This window comes from Archangium primigenium, assembly GCF_016904885.1.
In the GTDB taxonomy this organism is placed as follows: Bacteria; Myxococcota; Myxococcia; order Myxococcales; family Myxococcaceae; genus Cystobacter; species Cystobacter primigenius.
In genome coordinates this window covers 7,821,843-7,834,302 of the sequence record NZ_JADWYI010000001.1, presented here as the reverse complement: position 1 = coordinate 7,834,302, position 12,460 = coordinate 7,821,843, and the positions used below count along the sequence as shown (strand labels likewise).

Annotated in this window: 17 protein-coding genes; 16 read left to right on the top strand and 1 reads right to left on the bottom strand. The window is 66.7% G+C overall.

Going from position 1 to position 12,460, the window contains the following annotated elements:
• Positions 1-49: 49 nt before the first annotated feature.
• The 14 genes from I3V78_RS32180 (at position 50) to I3V78_RS32115 (ending at position 8,993) form a co-directional block, all read left to right on the top strand.
• Complete coding sequence (locus I3V78_RS32180; RefSeq protein WP_204493591.1) at positions 50-673, top strand: FliO/MopB family protein; 624 nt, start codon at positions 50-52, stop codon at positions 671-673.
• 8 nt (positions 674-681) lie between these two features.
• Positions 682-1,509, top strand: a complete 828-nt coding sequence (gene sctR, locus I3V78_RS32175; protein WP_204493588.1) for a type III secretion system export apparatus subunit SctR — start codon at positions 682-684, stop codon at positions 1,507-1,509.
• A gap of 7 nt (positions 1,510-1,516) precedes the next feature.
• Positions 1,517-1,780 (top strand): flagellar biosynthesis protein FliQ, encoded by a 264-nt coding sequence (gene fliQ / locus I3V78_RS32170; protein ID WP_204493586.1) that lies wholly within the window; start codon positions 1,517-1,519, stop codon positions 1,778-1,780.
• Complete coding sequence (locus I3V78_RS32165; RefSeq protein WP_204493584.1) at positions 1,777-2,595, top strand: flagellar biosynthetic protein FliR; 819 nt, start codon at positions 1,777-1,779, stop codon at positions 2,593-2,595. Before fliQ ends, I3V78_RS32165 begins: the two co-directional genes overlap by 4 nt.
• 15 nt (positions 2,596-2,610) lie before the next feature.
• Positions 2,611-3,675 carry a type III secretion system export apparatus subunit SctU gene (gene sctU / locus I3V78_RS32160; RefSeq protein WP_204493581.1) on the top strand — a complete coding sequence of 355 codons (1,065 nt, stop codon included), beginning with the start codon at positions 2,611-2,613 and terminating at the stop codon, positions 3,673-3,675.
• An 8-nt stretch (positions 3,676-3,683) separates the two neighbouring features.
• Entirely contained in the window at positions 3,684-3,962 is a 279-nt protein-coding gene (locus I3V78_RS32155; protein WP_204493579.1) for an EscU/YscU/HrcU family type III secretion system export apparatus switch protein, read from the top strand.
• Between the two features lie 50 nt (positions 3,963-4,012).
• Positions 4,013-4,489, top strand: coding sequence for a hypothetical protein (locus I3V78_RS32150; protein ID WP_204493576.1), 477 nt, complete (start codon positions 4,013-4,015; stop codon positions 4,487-4,489).
• A 3-nt stretch (positions 4,490-4,492) separates the two neighbouring features.
• Positions 4,493-4,963: a SycD/LcrH family type III secretion system chaperone gene (locus I3V78_RS32145; protein ID WP_204493574.1), complete on the top strand. Its 471-nt coding sequence runs from the start codon at positions 4,493-4,495 to the stop codon at positions 4,961-4,963.
• Between the two features lie 135 nt (positions 4,964-5,098).
• Positions 5,099-5,704, top strand: a complete 606-nt coding sequence (locus tag I3V78_RS32140) for a hypothetical protein (protein WP_204493571.1) — start codon at positions 5,099-5,101, stop codon at positions 5,702-5,704.
• Positions 5,705-5,850: 146 nt separating this feature from the next.
• Positions 5,851-6,069, top strand: coding sequence for a hypothetical protein (locus I3V78_RS32135; protein WP_204493569.1), 219 nt, complete (start codon positions 5,851-5,853; stop codon positions 6,067-6,069).
• Positions 6,070-6,326: 257 nt separating this feature from the next.
• A complete protein-coding gene (locus I3V78_RS32130; protein WP_204493569.1) occupies positions 6,327-6,545 on the top strand; it encodes a hypothetical protein in 219 nt (72 codons plus the stop codon).
• Between the two features lie 257 nt (positions 6,546-6,802).
• Positions 6,803-7,021, top strand: coding sequence for a hypothetical protein (locus I3V78_RS32125; RefSeq protein WP_204493567.1), 219 nt, complete (start codon positions 6,803-6,805; stop codon positions 7,019-7,021).
• 267 nt (positions 7,022-7,288) lie between these two features.
• Positions 7,289-8,407, top strand: a complete 1,119-nt coding sequence (locus I3V78_RS32120; RefSeq protein WP_239576817.1) for a DUF1521 domain-containing protein — start codon at positions 7,289-7,291, stop codon at positions 8,405-8,407.
• An 85-nt stretch (positions 8,408-8,492) separates the two neighbouring features.
• On the top strand, positions 8,493-8,993 hold the full coding sequence (locus tag I3V78_RS32115; protein WP_204493565.1) for a BTAD domain-containing putative transcriptional regulator: 501 nt from the start codon (positions 8,493-8,495) through the stop codon (positions 8,991-8,993).
• 66 nt (positions 8,994-9,059) lie between these two features.
• On the opposite strand, the gene I3V78_RS32110 is transcribed toward I3V78_RS32115, so the two are convergent.
• Complete coding sequence (locus I3V78_RS32110; RefSeq protein ID WP_204493562.1) at positions 9,060-9,671, bottom strand: class I SAM-dependent methyltransferase; 612 nt, start codon at positions 9,669-9,671, stop codon at positions 9,060-9,062.
• Between the two features lie 104 nt (positions 9,672-9,775).
• Between I3V78_RS32110 and I3V78_RS32105 the strand changes: the two genes are divergently transcribed.
• The gene (locus I3V78_RS32105; protein WP_204493560.1) at positions 9,776-10,219 is read left to right on the top strand and encodes a tetratricopeptide repeat protein; all 444 of its coding nucleotides are present in this window, start codon (positions 9,776-9,778) and stop codon (positions 10,217-10,219) included.
• A gap of 96 nt (positions 10,220-10,315) precedes the next feature.
• Positions 10,316-12,451 carry a type III secretion system export apparatus subunit SctV gene (gene sctV / locus I3V78_RS32100; RefSeq protein WP_204493558.1) on the top strand — a complete coding sequence of 712 codons (2,136 nt, stop codon included), beginning with the start codon at positions 10,316-10,318 and terminating at the stop codon, positions 12,449-12,451.
• Positions 12,452-12,460 lie beyond the last annotated feature (9 nt).

The following is a 12,460-nucleotide window of genomic DNA, read 5'->3' as shown; positions in this document are numbered from 1 at the left end:
GTGGCCCCGTGGCGGTCTCGTCGCCGATGCACTAGCCTCGCCCCCCACCATGGCCGCCGCGTCTTCCGCTCCCTTGTCCCGCCAGGCCTTGTGGCTCTGCGCGAGCCTCCTGCTGGCGCCGCTGGCCCGGGCCGAGGCGCCCCCGGCCGAGGCCCCCGCCGCCGAGGTGACGGCACCCGCTCCCGCGCCCGCCGCGGCGCCCGACCTGACGGACGGCCTGCCGCCCTCCGGGGATCCCGCGCTGCTGACCGGTGGCGAGGACGCGCCCGAGAGCCTCGGCTGGATGCTCACGCGCACGCTGCTGATGTTCGGCGCGGTGGTGGGCTGCATCTACCTCACGCTCAACGTGGGCCTGCGCAAGCTGATGGGTCTGCAGGGCGTGCCCATGGGCCGGCCCTCGGTGGTGTCCGTGGTGGAGCGCGTGGCCCTGGAGCCGCGCCGCACGGTGTTCGTGCTCAAGGCCGCGGACGAGTACCTGTTGGTGGGCAGCAGTGACAGCGGCCTGCAACTGCTGTCCAAGCTGGACACCGGCGCGGTGGAGCGCATCCGCACCGAGCGGCCCCCGGCCACCGTGGTCCCCCTGACGCCTTTTCTCCAGAAGCTCCTGGCCCGCCGCGACGCCGCGCGGCAGGCGGCTCCCCAACCGAGTGGCACCCGACCGCCGGGCGCCTGATTGCGACGATGAGATTCACGCCCAACCCCCGCTTCCCCGTCCTGCGCCTGCTGCCCGGGCTGTTCGCCGTGGCCATCGCGTTGAATCCGTTCATCGCCCTGGCCGCCAAGCGCGCCGGCGGCTCTCCGGACTCGCCCATGTCCGTGGAGTCCGTCAGCCCCGACTCCTTCGCCTCGCGGCCGCTGGTGCTGATGTTGGCGCTGGCCGCGCTGTCGCTCGTCCCCTTCGTGTTGATGATGGTGACGAGCTTCGTGAAGATCTCGGTGGTGCTCTCCATCGTGCGCTCGGCGCTGGGCACCCAGCAGATTCCGCCCACGCAGGTCATCACCGGCCTGGCCATCATCCTCACCGTCTACATCATGGCGCCCGTGGGGCAGTCCATGTACCGGGCCTCGGAGGTGGACATCATGTCCAAGGGGGCCAGCCTCCTGTCCTCCGAGTCCGTGGGCACGCTCTTGAGCGCCGCGAGCAAGGCCAAGGAGCCCCTGCGCGGCTTCCTCATCAAGAAGGTCACGCCCAAGGACCGCGCGCTCTTCTTCAACCTGGCCAAGAAGATGCGGGCCTCCGAGGAGGACCGCAAGGATCTCACCGAGCGGGACTTCATGGTGATCGTCCCCGCCTTCGTGGTGTCCGAGCTCAAGGAGGCCTTCCAGATCGGCTTCCTGCTCTTCGTGCCCTTCATCGTCATCGACATGGTGGTGGCCAACATCCTCCTGGCGCTGGGCATGCACATGCTCTCGCCCACCACCATCTCCATGCCCTTCAAGCTCCTGCTCTTCGTCCTCGTCGATGGCTGGTACCTCATCGCCAAGGGCCTCGTCGTCGGCTACCTGTGAGACGCCCATGCATCAACTCAACGCCATCCTGCAGCAGGCGCTCTACCTCGTCCTCCTGGTCTCCGCGCCGCCCGTGCTCATGAGCCTCTTGGTGGGCTTTCTCATCTCCGTGTTCCAGGCCACCACGCAGATCCAGGAGCAGACGCTCTCGTTCGCGCCCAAGGTCATCGCCGTGTTCGGCGTGCTGGCGCTCGCGGGGCCGTGGATTGGCAGTCAGCTCGTGCGCTTCACCTTCCACGTCTTCGATCAGTTCCCGGCCATCATCCGATGAACGTTTCCGAGGTCCTCACCCGGCTGACGGAGCAGGCCAACCTCTCGCTCGTCATCTTCACCATGGGCCTGCTCCTGTGCCGGATCATGCCGGTCCTGGTGCTCTCGCCGTTCATGGGGGGTGAGGTGGTGCCCACGGAAATCAAGATGGGCGTGGGCGTCATGCTCTCCGCGGTGCTGTTTCCCGCGGTCAGCCCGCGCATGGGCGCCATCCCCACGAACGCGCTGCCCTACATCGGGTTGATGCTCAAGGAGATCTTCATCGGCGTGGCGCTGGCGACCCTGGTGAGCGTCGTCTTCGAGGCCGCGCGCGTGGCCGGCAACATCACCGACACCATGTCGGGCAGCAACAACGCCCAGCTCTACGTGCCGCAGCTGGGCCAGCAGGTGACGCTCTTCTCCAACCTCAAGGTGCAGCTGGCGGTGGTGTTGTTCCTCACGCTCAATGGCCACCACCTGGTCATCCAGGCGCTCGCCGAGAGCTTCGCCGTCGTGCCGTTGGACCGCTTTCCCCGCTACTCGGCGGGCGAGTGGGCGTTCTTCGAGCTGTTCATCCGCTCGTTCGCCAACCTCCTGAAGATCTCCCTGGCGCTCGCGGCGCCCACGCTGCTGGCCGCCTTCCTCACGGACATGGCGCTGGGCGCCATCAACCGCGTGGCGCCCCAGGTCCAGGTGTTCTTCATCTCCATGGCCATCAAGCCGCTGGTGGGCGTCATCATCGTCTCCATGTCCCTGGGCCTCATCATGGGCCGGATGCAGACGGAGTTCGCCGCCATGCTGGCCCTGCTCCGCAACGCCATCCGCCTGCTCGGCTGAGCCGGAGGTTCCCGCATGTCCGGCGAGAAAACAGAAGAACCGAGTCAAAAGAAGCTCGATGACGCCCGGAAGAAGGGCCAGGTCTGGAAGAGCAAGGACCTGACGGGCGTGTTCGGCTTCCTCGTGGGCCTGGGCGTGGTCAAGGGCATGTGGCCCACGGTGGAGACGCGCATCACCGAGCTGTTCCAGTTCAGCTTCGACCACATCGCCCATCCCCAGGGCCTGGAGACGGCCACCTTCCAGCTGATGATCATGGGGCTCAACACCGTCATCATGCTGTCGCTGCCCATCGTGGCGAGCGTGGCCATCGTGGGAGGCCTCATCGACTTCCTCCAGGTGGGCGCGCTGTTCACGATGGACCCGTTGATGCCCAAGCTGGAGAAGCTCAACCCCATCGAGGGCATCAAGAACCTCATCTCCAAGAAGCAGATCGTCGAGCTCATCAAGAACCTGGCGAAGATCTCCGTCGCGGCCTACCTGGCCTACGGCGTGGTGCGCGACACCATGCCCCTGCTGATGGAGACGGTGCGCCGCGACACGCAGACCACCGTGTCGGTGATGGGCGAGATGGTCTACCGGCTCTCGGTGCGCGTGGGCCTGGCCTTCTTCCTCTTCGCGATCTTCGACGTCTGGTGGCAGCGCAAGGCGTACATGAAGGACCAGATGATGTCGAAGGAGGACGTGAAGAAGGAATACAAGGAGAGCGAGGGCGATCCGCACCAGAAGGCCAAGCGCAAGGAGATCGCGCACGAGCTGCTCGAGGGCGCCCAGATGGAGGCGGTGAAGGACGCCGACGTCATCGTCACCAACCCGGACCACGTCGCCGTCGCGCTCAAGTACGACAAGGACAAGGACGTGGCGCCCCGGGTGCTCGTCAAGGGCCTGGACTCCAAGGCCGAGCGCATCAAGGCGCTCGCGCGCGAGCGGGACGTGCCCACGCTGCGCAACGTCCCCCTGGCGCACGCGCTGCTGCGCGTGGAGCCCGGCGAGAGCATTCCCGAGGAGCTGTATGACGCCGTGGCCGAGGTGCTCAACTTCGTCTACGGCCTGAAGAACAACCTTCCCGATGCGCGGGGCTGAGGCTTCCCATGAATGACGATGTCGAGATGGCGATCGCGCTCAAGTACGACAAGGAGAAGGACGTCGCGCCGCGCGTCGTGGCCAAGGGCCTGCGCCTCAAGGCGGAGAAAATCCGGGAAATCGCCAAGCAGTACAACATCCCCCTGATGAAGAACGTGCCCCTGGCCAATGCCCTCTACCGGGTGGACGTGGGCCAGGAGGTCCCCGAGGAGCTGTACGACGCCGTCGCGGAGATCCTCAACTTCATCTACGAGCTGCAGCGCGAGCAGGCAGGCGTCAAACGCTAAGGGTGGGCTGGACGGCGACGTCCCACCTGGGGTGAGATTCGGACCCGACCATGGCGAAAATCAATAATCAGCCCCCGCGCGCACCCGTCTGGCCCTGGGGCGGACCCCGGGCCGTCCGTGAGAAGCTGGTCGACCCCTCCCAGTTCGACCGCAAGAAGCGCAAGGCGGGCAATCCGAAGAATCCCGCGCTCGCCTCGGCCGCGCTGCTGGACTTCATCGGTCCCGCCCACTCCTCGGAGGAGCTGCGCCTGCCCACGCCGCCGCACCCCAAGGGCCATGACGCGGACATCGAGGGCTTCCTGGATCGGCCCTTCCTGGGCAGCGTGGCCGGCCGGGGCGAGGCGGATCAGCGCCAGCTGCTCGAGCGCGGCCTGTCGCTCATCAACGCGTCTCCCGAGCGCATGGAGCGGCTCAAGGGCCTGCTGCAGCGCGAGGCGCAGATGTTGTCGCTCGTGGGCCAGGTGCACGCGGACATCCAGGACATCCAGCGCCGCATGCGTGAGGAGCAGCGCGAGGAGGGGTACTAGGGCATGGCGGGTCCATCCGGCTCGAACGACGAGGCGAAGCTCGCCGCCCAGCTGCAGCGCTGGGCCGAGGGCAAGGCGACGCTGCGCGACGTGCGCGGCTACACCGACGAGGAGCTCTACTCCATCGCCAAGACGGCCTACATCTTCTTCTACCAGGGCCGCCTCGCCGAGGCGCGGACGCTCTTCCAGGGCCTCTACGCCATCAACCCGGCGGATCCCTACTTCGCCAAGGCGCTCGGGGTGGTGGAGATGGCCGCGGGCAACGCGCAGGGCGCCCTGGCCGCCTACGACGTGGCCCTCAAGCTGGATGCCCGGGATGCCCAGGCCTACGTGGGCCGGGCCGAGGTCCGCCTGTCGCTCGGCCAGCGCTCCCAGGCCATGGAGGACCTGCGCCGGGTCCCCGCGTTGGTCCCCGAGAACGAGCCCCTGGCCCAGAAGGCCGCGGCCATGCTCTCGGGCCTGCAGCAGCGCTGAGTCACGACGCGAACGGTTGCCTTGTGTTTCACTCGGGGAGTTTGAGGCTCCCCGTCTTGATCGCCGACTCCGTTCCTTTCTAACATGCTGTCCGGTTCTTCCCGAAAGCTCCTGTCCCCCTAGAGAGGCCCATCCATGTCGAAAGAGAAGTCGAACACCGAGTACCCGGTCCCCGTCGAGCCGCCCGAATTGGTGGCCAAGCGGGATCGGTTGCTGGCGGCACTGGACAAGGAGACCAAGGCGGCTTCGGGCACCGTCCAGCAGGTGATGCGCAAGATGCACGACCTGTTGTCGAACACCAAGGTGAGCGCGCCGCTCAACCTGGGCCTCTACACGGACGTGAAGAACGTGTTCGCGCGCTACATGAAGGAGCCCGTGACCGCGGCGCCTCCGGCCATCCTCATGGAGTGTGTGGAGTTCATGCAGGAGCGCCTGGTGGCCGTGGGCTTCACCGGTCAGATGGAGTGGCCGGAGGGCGCGCCGCCCATGCCTCCCGAGTTCGCCAAGGCCGCCGCCGAGGCCGCTCCGGCCCCCGTCGCGCCGCCTCCGCCCGCTCCTCCCGCGGCCCGCACCACGGGCGTGAAGGACGGCTTCGAGGGCTCCGGCGCGCCCAAGCGCGGGCTGTCGCTCAACCCCGAGGCCACGCCGCCTCCGTCGAGCGAGCCCAAGGCCGAGCAGCAGCAGCTCGACTCCTTCAAGACGTGGATGAAGAACCCCGGCTTCGGCAAGGTGCGGGGCTAGTCCACGCGAAGCTTCCCGGCGGCCCCGGGAAAAGCCGGAGAAATGCCGCACGAAACTCCGGAAAGCATGGGCCGATAATCTGTTTGTAGGTTGTTTCCACCCCCCCCCACGTATCAACCCCCCAAGCGGGGATTGAGGAGAACACCATGTCGCTGGCCGGAATTACCCAGGGTGCGTTGAGCGGAATCGGCGGGCTGTCCCAGACCCAGCAGTCGGTGCTGGCCAACGCCCCCGCCGAGATGAAGGGCTTCCTCGAGGCCCAGATGAAGATGCAGAAGGAGCAGGAGATCACCCAGCTGGTGACCCAGATGATGAAGCAGATGCACGAGATGGCGATGTCCGTCATCCGCAACATCGGCGGCTAATCGTCACCGCGGTTCGCTGTTCCCGACCGGTCTCGCCTGGTCCCCACAAGGGGCGCTGGGTGGGGCCGGTTCCCTTTTGCGGGCATGCGCCGCCCGGGGCGGGCCCGCCGCCCAGGAGCCTCGCGGGTGCGATCCGGCGGGAAAATGATCGGCAAATGGGACAGGAAACTCCGCAGGGGCTGGGCCGATAATCCTTTTGTAGGTTGTTTCCAAACCCCACGTATCAACCCCGCAGAGCGGGGATTGAGGAGAACACCATGTCGCTGGCCGGAATTACCCAGGGTGCGTTGAGCGGAATCGGCGGGCTGTCCCAGACCCAGCAGTCGGTGCTGGCCAACGCCCCCGCCGAGATGAAGGGCTTCCTCGAGGCCCAGATGAAGATGCAGAAGGAGCAGGAGATCACCCAGCTGGTGACCCAGATGATGAAGCAGATGCACGAGATGGCGATGTCCGTCATCCGCAACATCGGCGGCTAATCGTCACCGCGGTTCGCTGTTCCCAACCGGTCTCACTCGGTCCCCACAAGGGGCGCTGGGTGGGGCCGGTTCCCTTTTGCGGGCATGCGCCGCCCGGGGCGGGCCCGCCGCCTGGAGAGCATCCGGGTGCGGCCCGGCGGGGAAAATGATCGGGAATGCGACTGGAAACTTCGGAGAGGTTGGGCCGATAATCCTTTTGTAGGTTGCTTCCAAACCCCACGTATCAACCCCCCTGAGCGGGGATTGAGGAGAACACCATGTCGCTGGCCGGAATTACCCAGGGTGCGCTGGGCGGAATTGGCGGGCTGTCCGAGACCCAGAAGTCGGTGCTGGCCAACGCCCCCGCCGAGATGAAGGGCTTCCTCGAGGCCCAGATGAAGATGCAGAAGGAGCAGGAGATCACCCAGCTGGTGACCCAGATGATGAAGCAGATGCACGAGATGGCGATGTCCGTCATCCGCAACATCGGCGGCTAGTCGCTTCACCCGCTCCGCTGCTGTCCCGAACCGGCCTCGCCAGGTCCCCCCAGGGGGCTCCTCGCGAGGCCGGTTCTATTGTATTTTCGGGTCGTTCCGCCGGGGGGGGCCGGGTCGCACGGGGAGCTTCCTGGCGGTTTGGAAAACGGAAAAGCAACCCTAAATCCGTAGGAAACTTCAAACTCCCGGTGCGGATAATCGGTTCATAGGGTCGCGGTTTCGCACCCCCAGCAAACACCAATCCTCGCGGGTTGAAGGAGATCCACCATGTCCACCGTGAAAGATATCGGCAGTGGCGTTCGTACCCTCGGCAACACGGCCACCCAGGCTCCGCTCGATGCGCAGGCGGCCCTGACCAAGGCGCAGGACATGCTGAAGGACCTCACCGCGCAGGTGGCCACGCTGTCCAAGAACGTCGCCACCGCGGGCACGCCCGCGAACACGGCGGCCACCGCGAACACGGCGGCCACCGCCACCGCTGGGGCCACCAACACCGCGGCGCCCACCACGGTGGACCTGATGTTCCCGTCGCGCAGCATCAAGAGCATCTTCGATGACGTGCTGGGCGGCGCGCGCGGTCCCTCCACGCCCTCCACTCCCACGCCGGGCGACTCCTCGCACCCGGGTGGCAGCCTGCAGACGGGCAAGGACGGCATCATCACCACGCCGGGCGGCTACCAGATCCAGGCGACCAGCCAGTTCGAGTGGAAGATCACCGGTCCGGACGGCAAGTCCACGCGCGTGTGGGGTGACCCGCACGTCGACGAGAGCGACGGCGGCAAGTGGGACTTCAAGCGCGACAGCACCTTCGTGCTCGGCGATGGCACGCGCATCAACTGCTCCACCACCGACTACGGCAACGGCATGACGGTCACCAAGGGCCTGGAGATCATCTCGGGCAATGACCGCGTGCAGGTCACCGACATCGACAAGGGCAAGGGCAAGACGGGCGCCGTCACCCAGGACGGCTACGCCCACGCCAACAGCTTCGGCAACAAGGACGTCTTCGTCATGGGCAAGGAGACGGATGACTGGTCCTTCACGGGCAAGGAGATCGTCGGCAGCAACAACGGCGGCGAGTCCTTCAAGCTCGGCAACGCGCTGGCGGCCGGCACCGCCAAGCCCGCCAACGGCACGGACAAGGCCAACAAGTCCTTCTTCGACAAGCTCAGCGGCATCTTCGGCCAGCTGTCGCAGATCTTCGACTCGCTCTCGAAGATCACCAAGAAGGCGCAGACCAACACGCCCTTCCAGCCGGTCAACATGCAGAACCGCCAGAAGCAGCTGGCCAACAGCTTCCAGGACATCGGCCGCATGCTGGACCTCTTCTCGTCCATCCAGAACCTCAACCGCAGCGTGAACCAGCAGCGCTTCCTGACGTTCTGAGTTGTCGGATAGACTCACCAGGCGGGAGGAGCCCTCGGGGTCCCTCCCGCCTTTTTCTTTTCTCCTCCACTCCACAGGTGCTCGCGTGAGTGACTCTCAGCAGAAGTCCTCTTCCTCGACGGTCGCCATTCCGGCGGAAGATGGTGAACGGCTCGTCCTGGGGGAGATCTCCCCGGCGGAGTTCCTCCGGATTCCCCAAGAGAAGCTGTACGAGATCGCCAAGCGGGGCCACGAGATGCTCACGACGGGCAAGCTCAAGGACGCCCTGACCATCTTCAAGGGCCTGGTCGAGGCGTCGCCCTACGACAGCGTCTTCCACTGCAACCTGGCGTCGACCTACGCGCACCTCGGCCAGTCCGGCGACGCGCTGACGGAGTACTCGCGCGCGATCGAGCTCAACATCGGCAACGTGGATGCCCTGGTGGGCCGCAGCGAGCTGTACCTCAAGGACGGCCACGTGCCCCTGGCGCTCAAGGACATCCAGTCCGCGCTCAAGTACGACCCGGAGATGAAGCGCGACACGACCAAGCGCGCCAGCATCATCCTGTCGCGGCTGCAGCAGATCGCGAGCGAGTCCAAGAAGTAGCCCGCGCGCTTTCGCGCGCGGCCCTCGCCGGGGGGCGGGCGCTTCTCCCCCCGGAGCGAGGCGCGGCTAGCGGCGCCGGTAGACCGCCGCGAGGGCGGTGCCCCAGTCGGTGCGCATCACCTTCATCTTCACGAAGGCGAAGTCCGGAGATTGGAGGGTCTGCCCCGCCATGACGATGCGCGAGCCGGGCTTCATCTCCGTGAGCTTCTGGGTGAGCGCCGCCATCGTCTCCGGGCCGTAGCAGGTGCCGTGGGCGAACAGCACGTCCGCGGTCGAGAGATCCTGCTGGAGGAAGTCCCCGTCGATGAACTCGATGCGCTGCCCCTGGTGCTCGGGCGGCAGGGTGGGGCGCACCTCGGCGTCGTAGCGGGTGAGCACGCCCCGGGCGGCGTCTCCCAGACCCGGCAGCAACTCGATGCCCACCACGCGGCTGAAGGGAAAGGCGAGGGCCGCGAGGATGGTGGCCTTGCCCGTGCCCGAGCCGAGATCGAAGAACACCTCGCCCGCCTTGGGCTCGGCCTCGAGGAGCACCTCGATGAACGCACCGGGCACGACCTCGCCGTAGGTGGTTCCCGCTTCCTTGAGGCCCGTGCGTTCCTTCTCGGTCCGGGCGATGTCATACCCAGGGACGTCTTGATAGAGCCGCTTGAAGACTTCCTGCGCGTGCGCGAGGTCCATGCGACCGCATCTTAAGGGGCAAGGGGCTGGGGCGGGGTTGCTTTCGCGGGATCCCAGCGGCGTAATATCATCCCACCGCCTTCTTCCCCGGACTCCAACCCACCATGGCGAACTCCGACTCCGATGGCTCGAATCCCGACCTGCTCGAGCGAGCGACGCAGGGCTTCCAGATGTACCAGCAAGGCCGGTACGACGATGCCCGCGTCATCTTCGAGGAGCTGTCGGAGCTGGATCCCTCGGAGGGCTACTACCACACGGCGCTCGGGGCGATTTCGCTGGCCATGGACGGGTTCGACAAGGCGCTGGAGTACTTCAACCAGGCCCTGCGGCTGAACGCCGAGGACACCGCGGCGCTCATCAACCGGGGCGAGGTGCACCTGCGCCTGGGCAACACCCTGGACGCGGCGCATGACTTCGCGCGTGTGGTGGACCTGGACCCGGAGAACAAGGACCCGCTCACCGAGCGAGCGAGGGTGCTCGCCCAGGCGGCGCTCCAGAGCGCCGAGGAGGCCCAGCGGGACTTCGGGAGCGAGGCCCTGAAGGGCTAGTCGCTCGTCTGCCGCGGGGCGTGTCGGGCGGCGATCGCGGCCTGGCCGGGGGGAGGCTTGGGAAAGAGGCGCGGTCTCGCTAGGATTGCGACCCGCATGTCCGCCCAGAGCAACAGCTTCCTGTCCAAGTACTCCGACATCGTCCTCGCCTGTGTCGTGGTGGCCATCATCGGGATGATGATCGTCCCGCTGCCCACGATGCTGCTGGACGTGCTGCTCACCCTGAACATCAGCATCTCCGTGGTGCTGCTGCTCATCTCCCTGTACGTCCCGCAAGCGTTGCGGTTGTCGGTCTTCCCGACCCTGTTGCTCATCACCACGATGTACCGGCTGGCGCTCACCATCTCCACGACGCGCCTCATCCTCCTGACGGGAGACCCGGGCGAGGTGGTCGAGGCCTTCGGCCACTTCGTGGTTCAGGGCAACTTCGTGGTGGGTTTGGTCATCTTCGTCATCCTCGTCATCGTGAACTTCATCGTCATCTCGAAGGGCTCGGAGCGTGTGGCGGAAGTGGCCGCGCGCTTCACCCTCGACGCCATGCCCGGCAAGCAGATGTCGATCGACGCGGACATGCGCGCCGGCTCCATCGACCAGGAGGACGGCAAGCGCAAGCGCCGCGACCTGGAGCGCGAGAGCCAGCTGTTCGGCGCCATGGACGGCGCCATGAAGTTCGTCAAGGGCGACGCCATCGCGAGCATCATCATCACCGTCATCAACATCGTGGGCGGTCTCGTCATCGGCGTGATGCAGAAGGGCATGGAGGTGGGCGCCGCGGCGGAGAAGTACACGCTGCTCACCATCGGTGACGGTCTGGTGGGCATGATCCCCGCCATCCTCATCTCCACCTGCGCCGGTATCATCGTGACGCGCGTGGGCGGCGACGAGGAAGGCAACCACCTGGGCCATGACGTGGGCACCCAGCTGACCGCCTACCCCAAGGCCATCGCCATCGCCGCGGGCATGTTGGCCGTGCTCGGCCTCATCCCCGGCCTGCCCAAGCTTCCCTTCTTCATCCTCGCGGGCCTGGCCGGTTGGGGCTCGTGGAGCATGCTCAAGAAGGAGAGCGCCGTGGCGGCGGGCGCCGAGGACGCGGGCGGCATGGCGCTCGGGGGCGAGACCCCCGCCGGGGAGACGCCGGCGGCCACCGAGCCCCAGCCCAAGGAGCCCATCAACCCGGACTCCGAGCTGTTCATCCCCGTGGTGACGCCCATCGTGCTCGAGGTGTCCGACGCGCTGGTGCCCTTCGTGGACTCGCGTCAGGACGGCGGCAAGTTCCTCTTCGAGCTCATCCCGTTCATGCGCGACGGTCTCTTCGTGGAACTGGGCGTGCGCTTCCCGGGCGTGCGCGCGCGCGGCAACGGCAACCTGCCCCCCGGCTCGTACCAGATTCAAATCAACGAGGTCCCCGTGGTGACGGGGCAGGCGACGATCGGCCACGTGCTCGTCAACGACACGGTGGAGCGCCTCAAGCTCATGAGCATCCAGGGCTTCGAGGCCGTCAACCCCGCCACCCGTCAGCCCGCCGCGTGGGTGCCCGAGCAGCACAAGGCCACGCTGGAGGCCGCCGGGCTCACCACCTGGGACGTGCCCGGCTACATCATCCTGCACCTGGCGGCCGTGCTGCGGCGCCACTCGCGCGAGTTCATCGGCGTGCAGGAGACGCAGTCGATGCTGGATCAGCTCGAGAAGGCCTTCCCCGCCATCGTCAAGGAGGTGGTGCCCAAGGTCATCAACGTGCTCAAGCTCACCGACATCCTCGGCCGGCTCGTGGAGGAGGAGATCTCCGTGCGTGACATGCGCGGCATCCTCCAGTCGCTCGCCGAGTACGGTCAGGTCGAGGCGGACAACGTGATGCTCACCGAGCACGTGCGCTCGAGCCTCCGGCGCTACGTGTCCCACAAGTACGCGCGCGGCACGGGCACCCTGGTGGTCTACCTGCTGGATCCCCAGATCGAGGAGGCCATCCGCAGCTCCATCAAGCGCACCTCGGCGGGCACCCACCTGGCGCTCGAGCCGGACATCGCCCAGGAGATCGTCCAGGCGGTCAAGTCCGAGTGCGGCCACCTGCCGCCGAGCGCCCAGCGGCCGGTGATCCTCACGGCCATGGACATCCGCCGCTACGTGCGCAAGCTGCTCGAGTACGAGTTCAACCCGCCCTTCTCCGTGGTCAGCTTCCAGGAGCTGTCGCCGGACCTCAACATCCAGCCCGTGGCGCGCATCTCCACGCGCTAGTCCACGCGG

Excerpts from the sequence above, each read along its gene's own strand:
- I3V78_RS32180 (WP_204493591.1), top strand. The coding sequence starts at position 50 with ATGGCCGCCGCGTCTTCCGCTCCCTTGTCCCGCCAGGCCTTGTGGCTC.
- sctR (WP_204493588.1), top strand. The coding sequence starts at position 682 with ATGAGATTCACGCCCAACCCCCGCTTCCCCGTCCTGCGCCTGCTGCCC.
- fliQ (WP_204493586.1), top strand. The coding sequence starts at position 1,517 with ATGCATCAACTCAACGCCATCCTGCAGCAGGCGCTCTACCTCGTCCTC.
- I3V78_RS32165 (WP_204493584.1), top strand. The coding sequence starts at position 1,777 with ATGAACGTTTCCGAGGTCCTCACCCGGCTGACGGAGCAGGCCAACCTC.
- sctU (WP_204493581.1), top strand. The coding sequence starts at position 2,611 with ATGTCCGGCGAGAAAACAGAAGAACCGAGTCAAAAGAAGCTCGATGAC.
- I3V78_RS32155 (WP_204493579.1), top strand. The coding sequence starts at position 3,684 with ATGAATGACGATGTCGAGATGGCGATCGCGCTCAAGTACGACAAGGAG.
- I3V78_RS32150 (WP_204493576.1), top strand. The coding sequence starts at position 4,013 with ATGGCGAAAATCAATAATCAGCCCCCGCGCGCACCCGTCTGGCCCTGG.
- I3V78_RS32145 (WP_204493574.1), top strand. The coding sequence starts at position 4,493 with ATGGCGGGTCCATCCGGCTCGAACGACGAGGCGAAGCTCGCCGCCCAG.
- I3V78_RS32140 (WP_204493571.1), top strand. The coding sequence starts at position 5,099 with ATGTCGAAAGAGAAGTCGAACACCGAGTACCCGGTCCCCGTCGAGCCG.
- I3V78_RS32135 (WP_204493569.1), top strand. The coding sequence starts at position 5,851 with ATGTCGCTGGCCGGAATTACCCAGGGTGCGTTGAGCGGAATCGGCGGG.
- I3V78_RS32130 (WP_204493569.1), top strand. The coding sequence starts at position 6,327 with ATGTCGCTGGCCGGAATTACCCAGGGTGCGTTGAGCGGAATCGGCGGG.
- I3V78_RS32125 (WP_204493567.1), top strand. The coding sequence starts at position 6,803 with ATGTCGCTGGCCGGAATTACCCAGGGTGCGCTGGGCGGAATTGGCGGG.
- I3V78_RS32120 (WP_239576817.1), top strand. The coding sequence starts at position 7,289 with ATGTCCACCGTGAAAGATATCGGCAGTGGCGTTCGTACCCTCGGCAAC.
- I3V78_RS32110 (WP_204493562.1), bottom strand. The coding sequence starts at position 9,671 with ATGGACCTCGCGCACGCGCAGGAAGTCTTCAAGCGGCTCTATCAAGAC.
- I3V78_RS32105 (WP_204493560.1), top strand. The coding sequence starts at position 9,776 with ATGGCGAACTCCGACTCCGATGGCTCGAATCCCGACCTGCTCGAGCGA.
- sctV (WP_204493558.1), top strand. The coding sequence starts at position 10,316 with ATGTCCGCCCAGAGCAACAGCTTCCTGTCCAAGTACTCCGACATCGTC.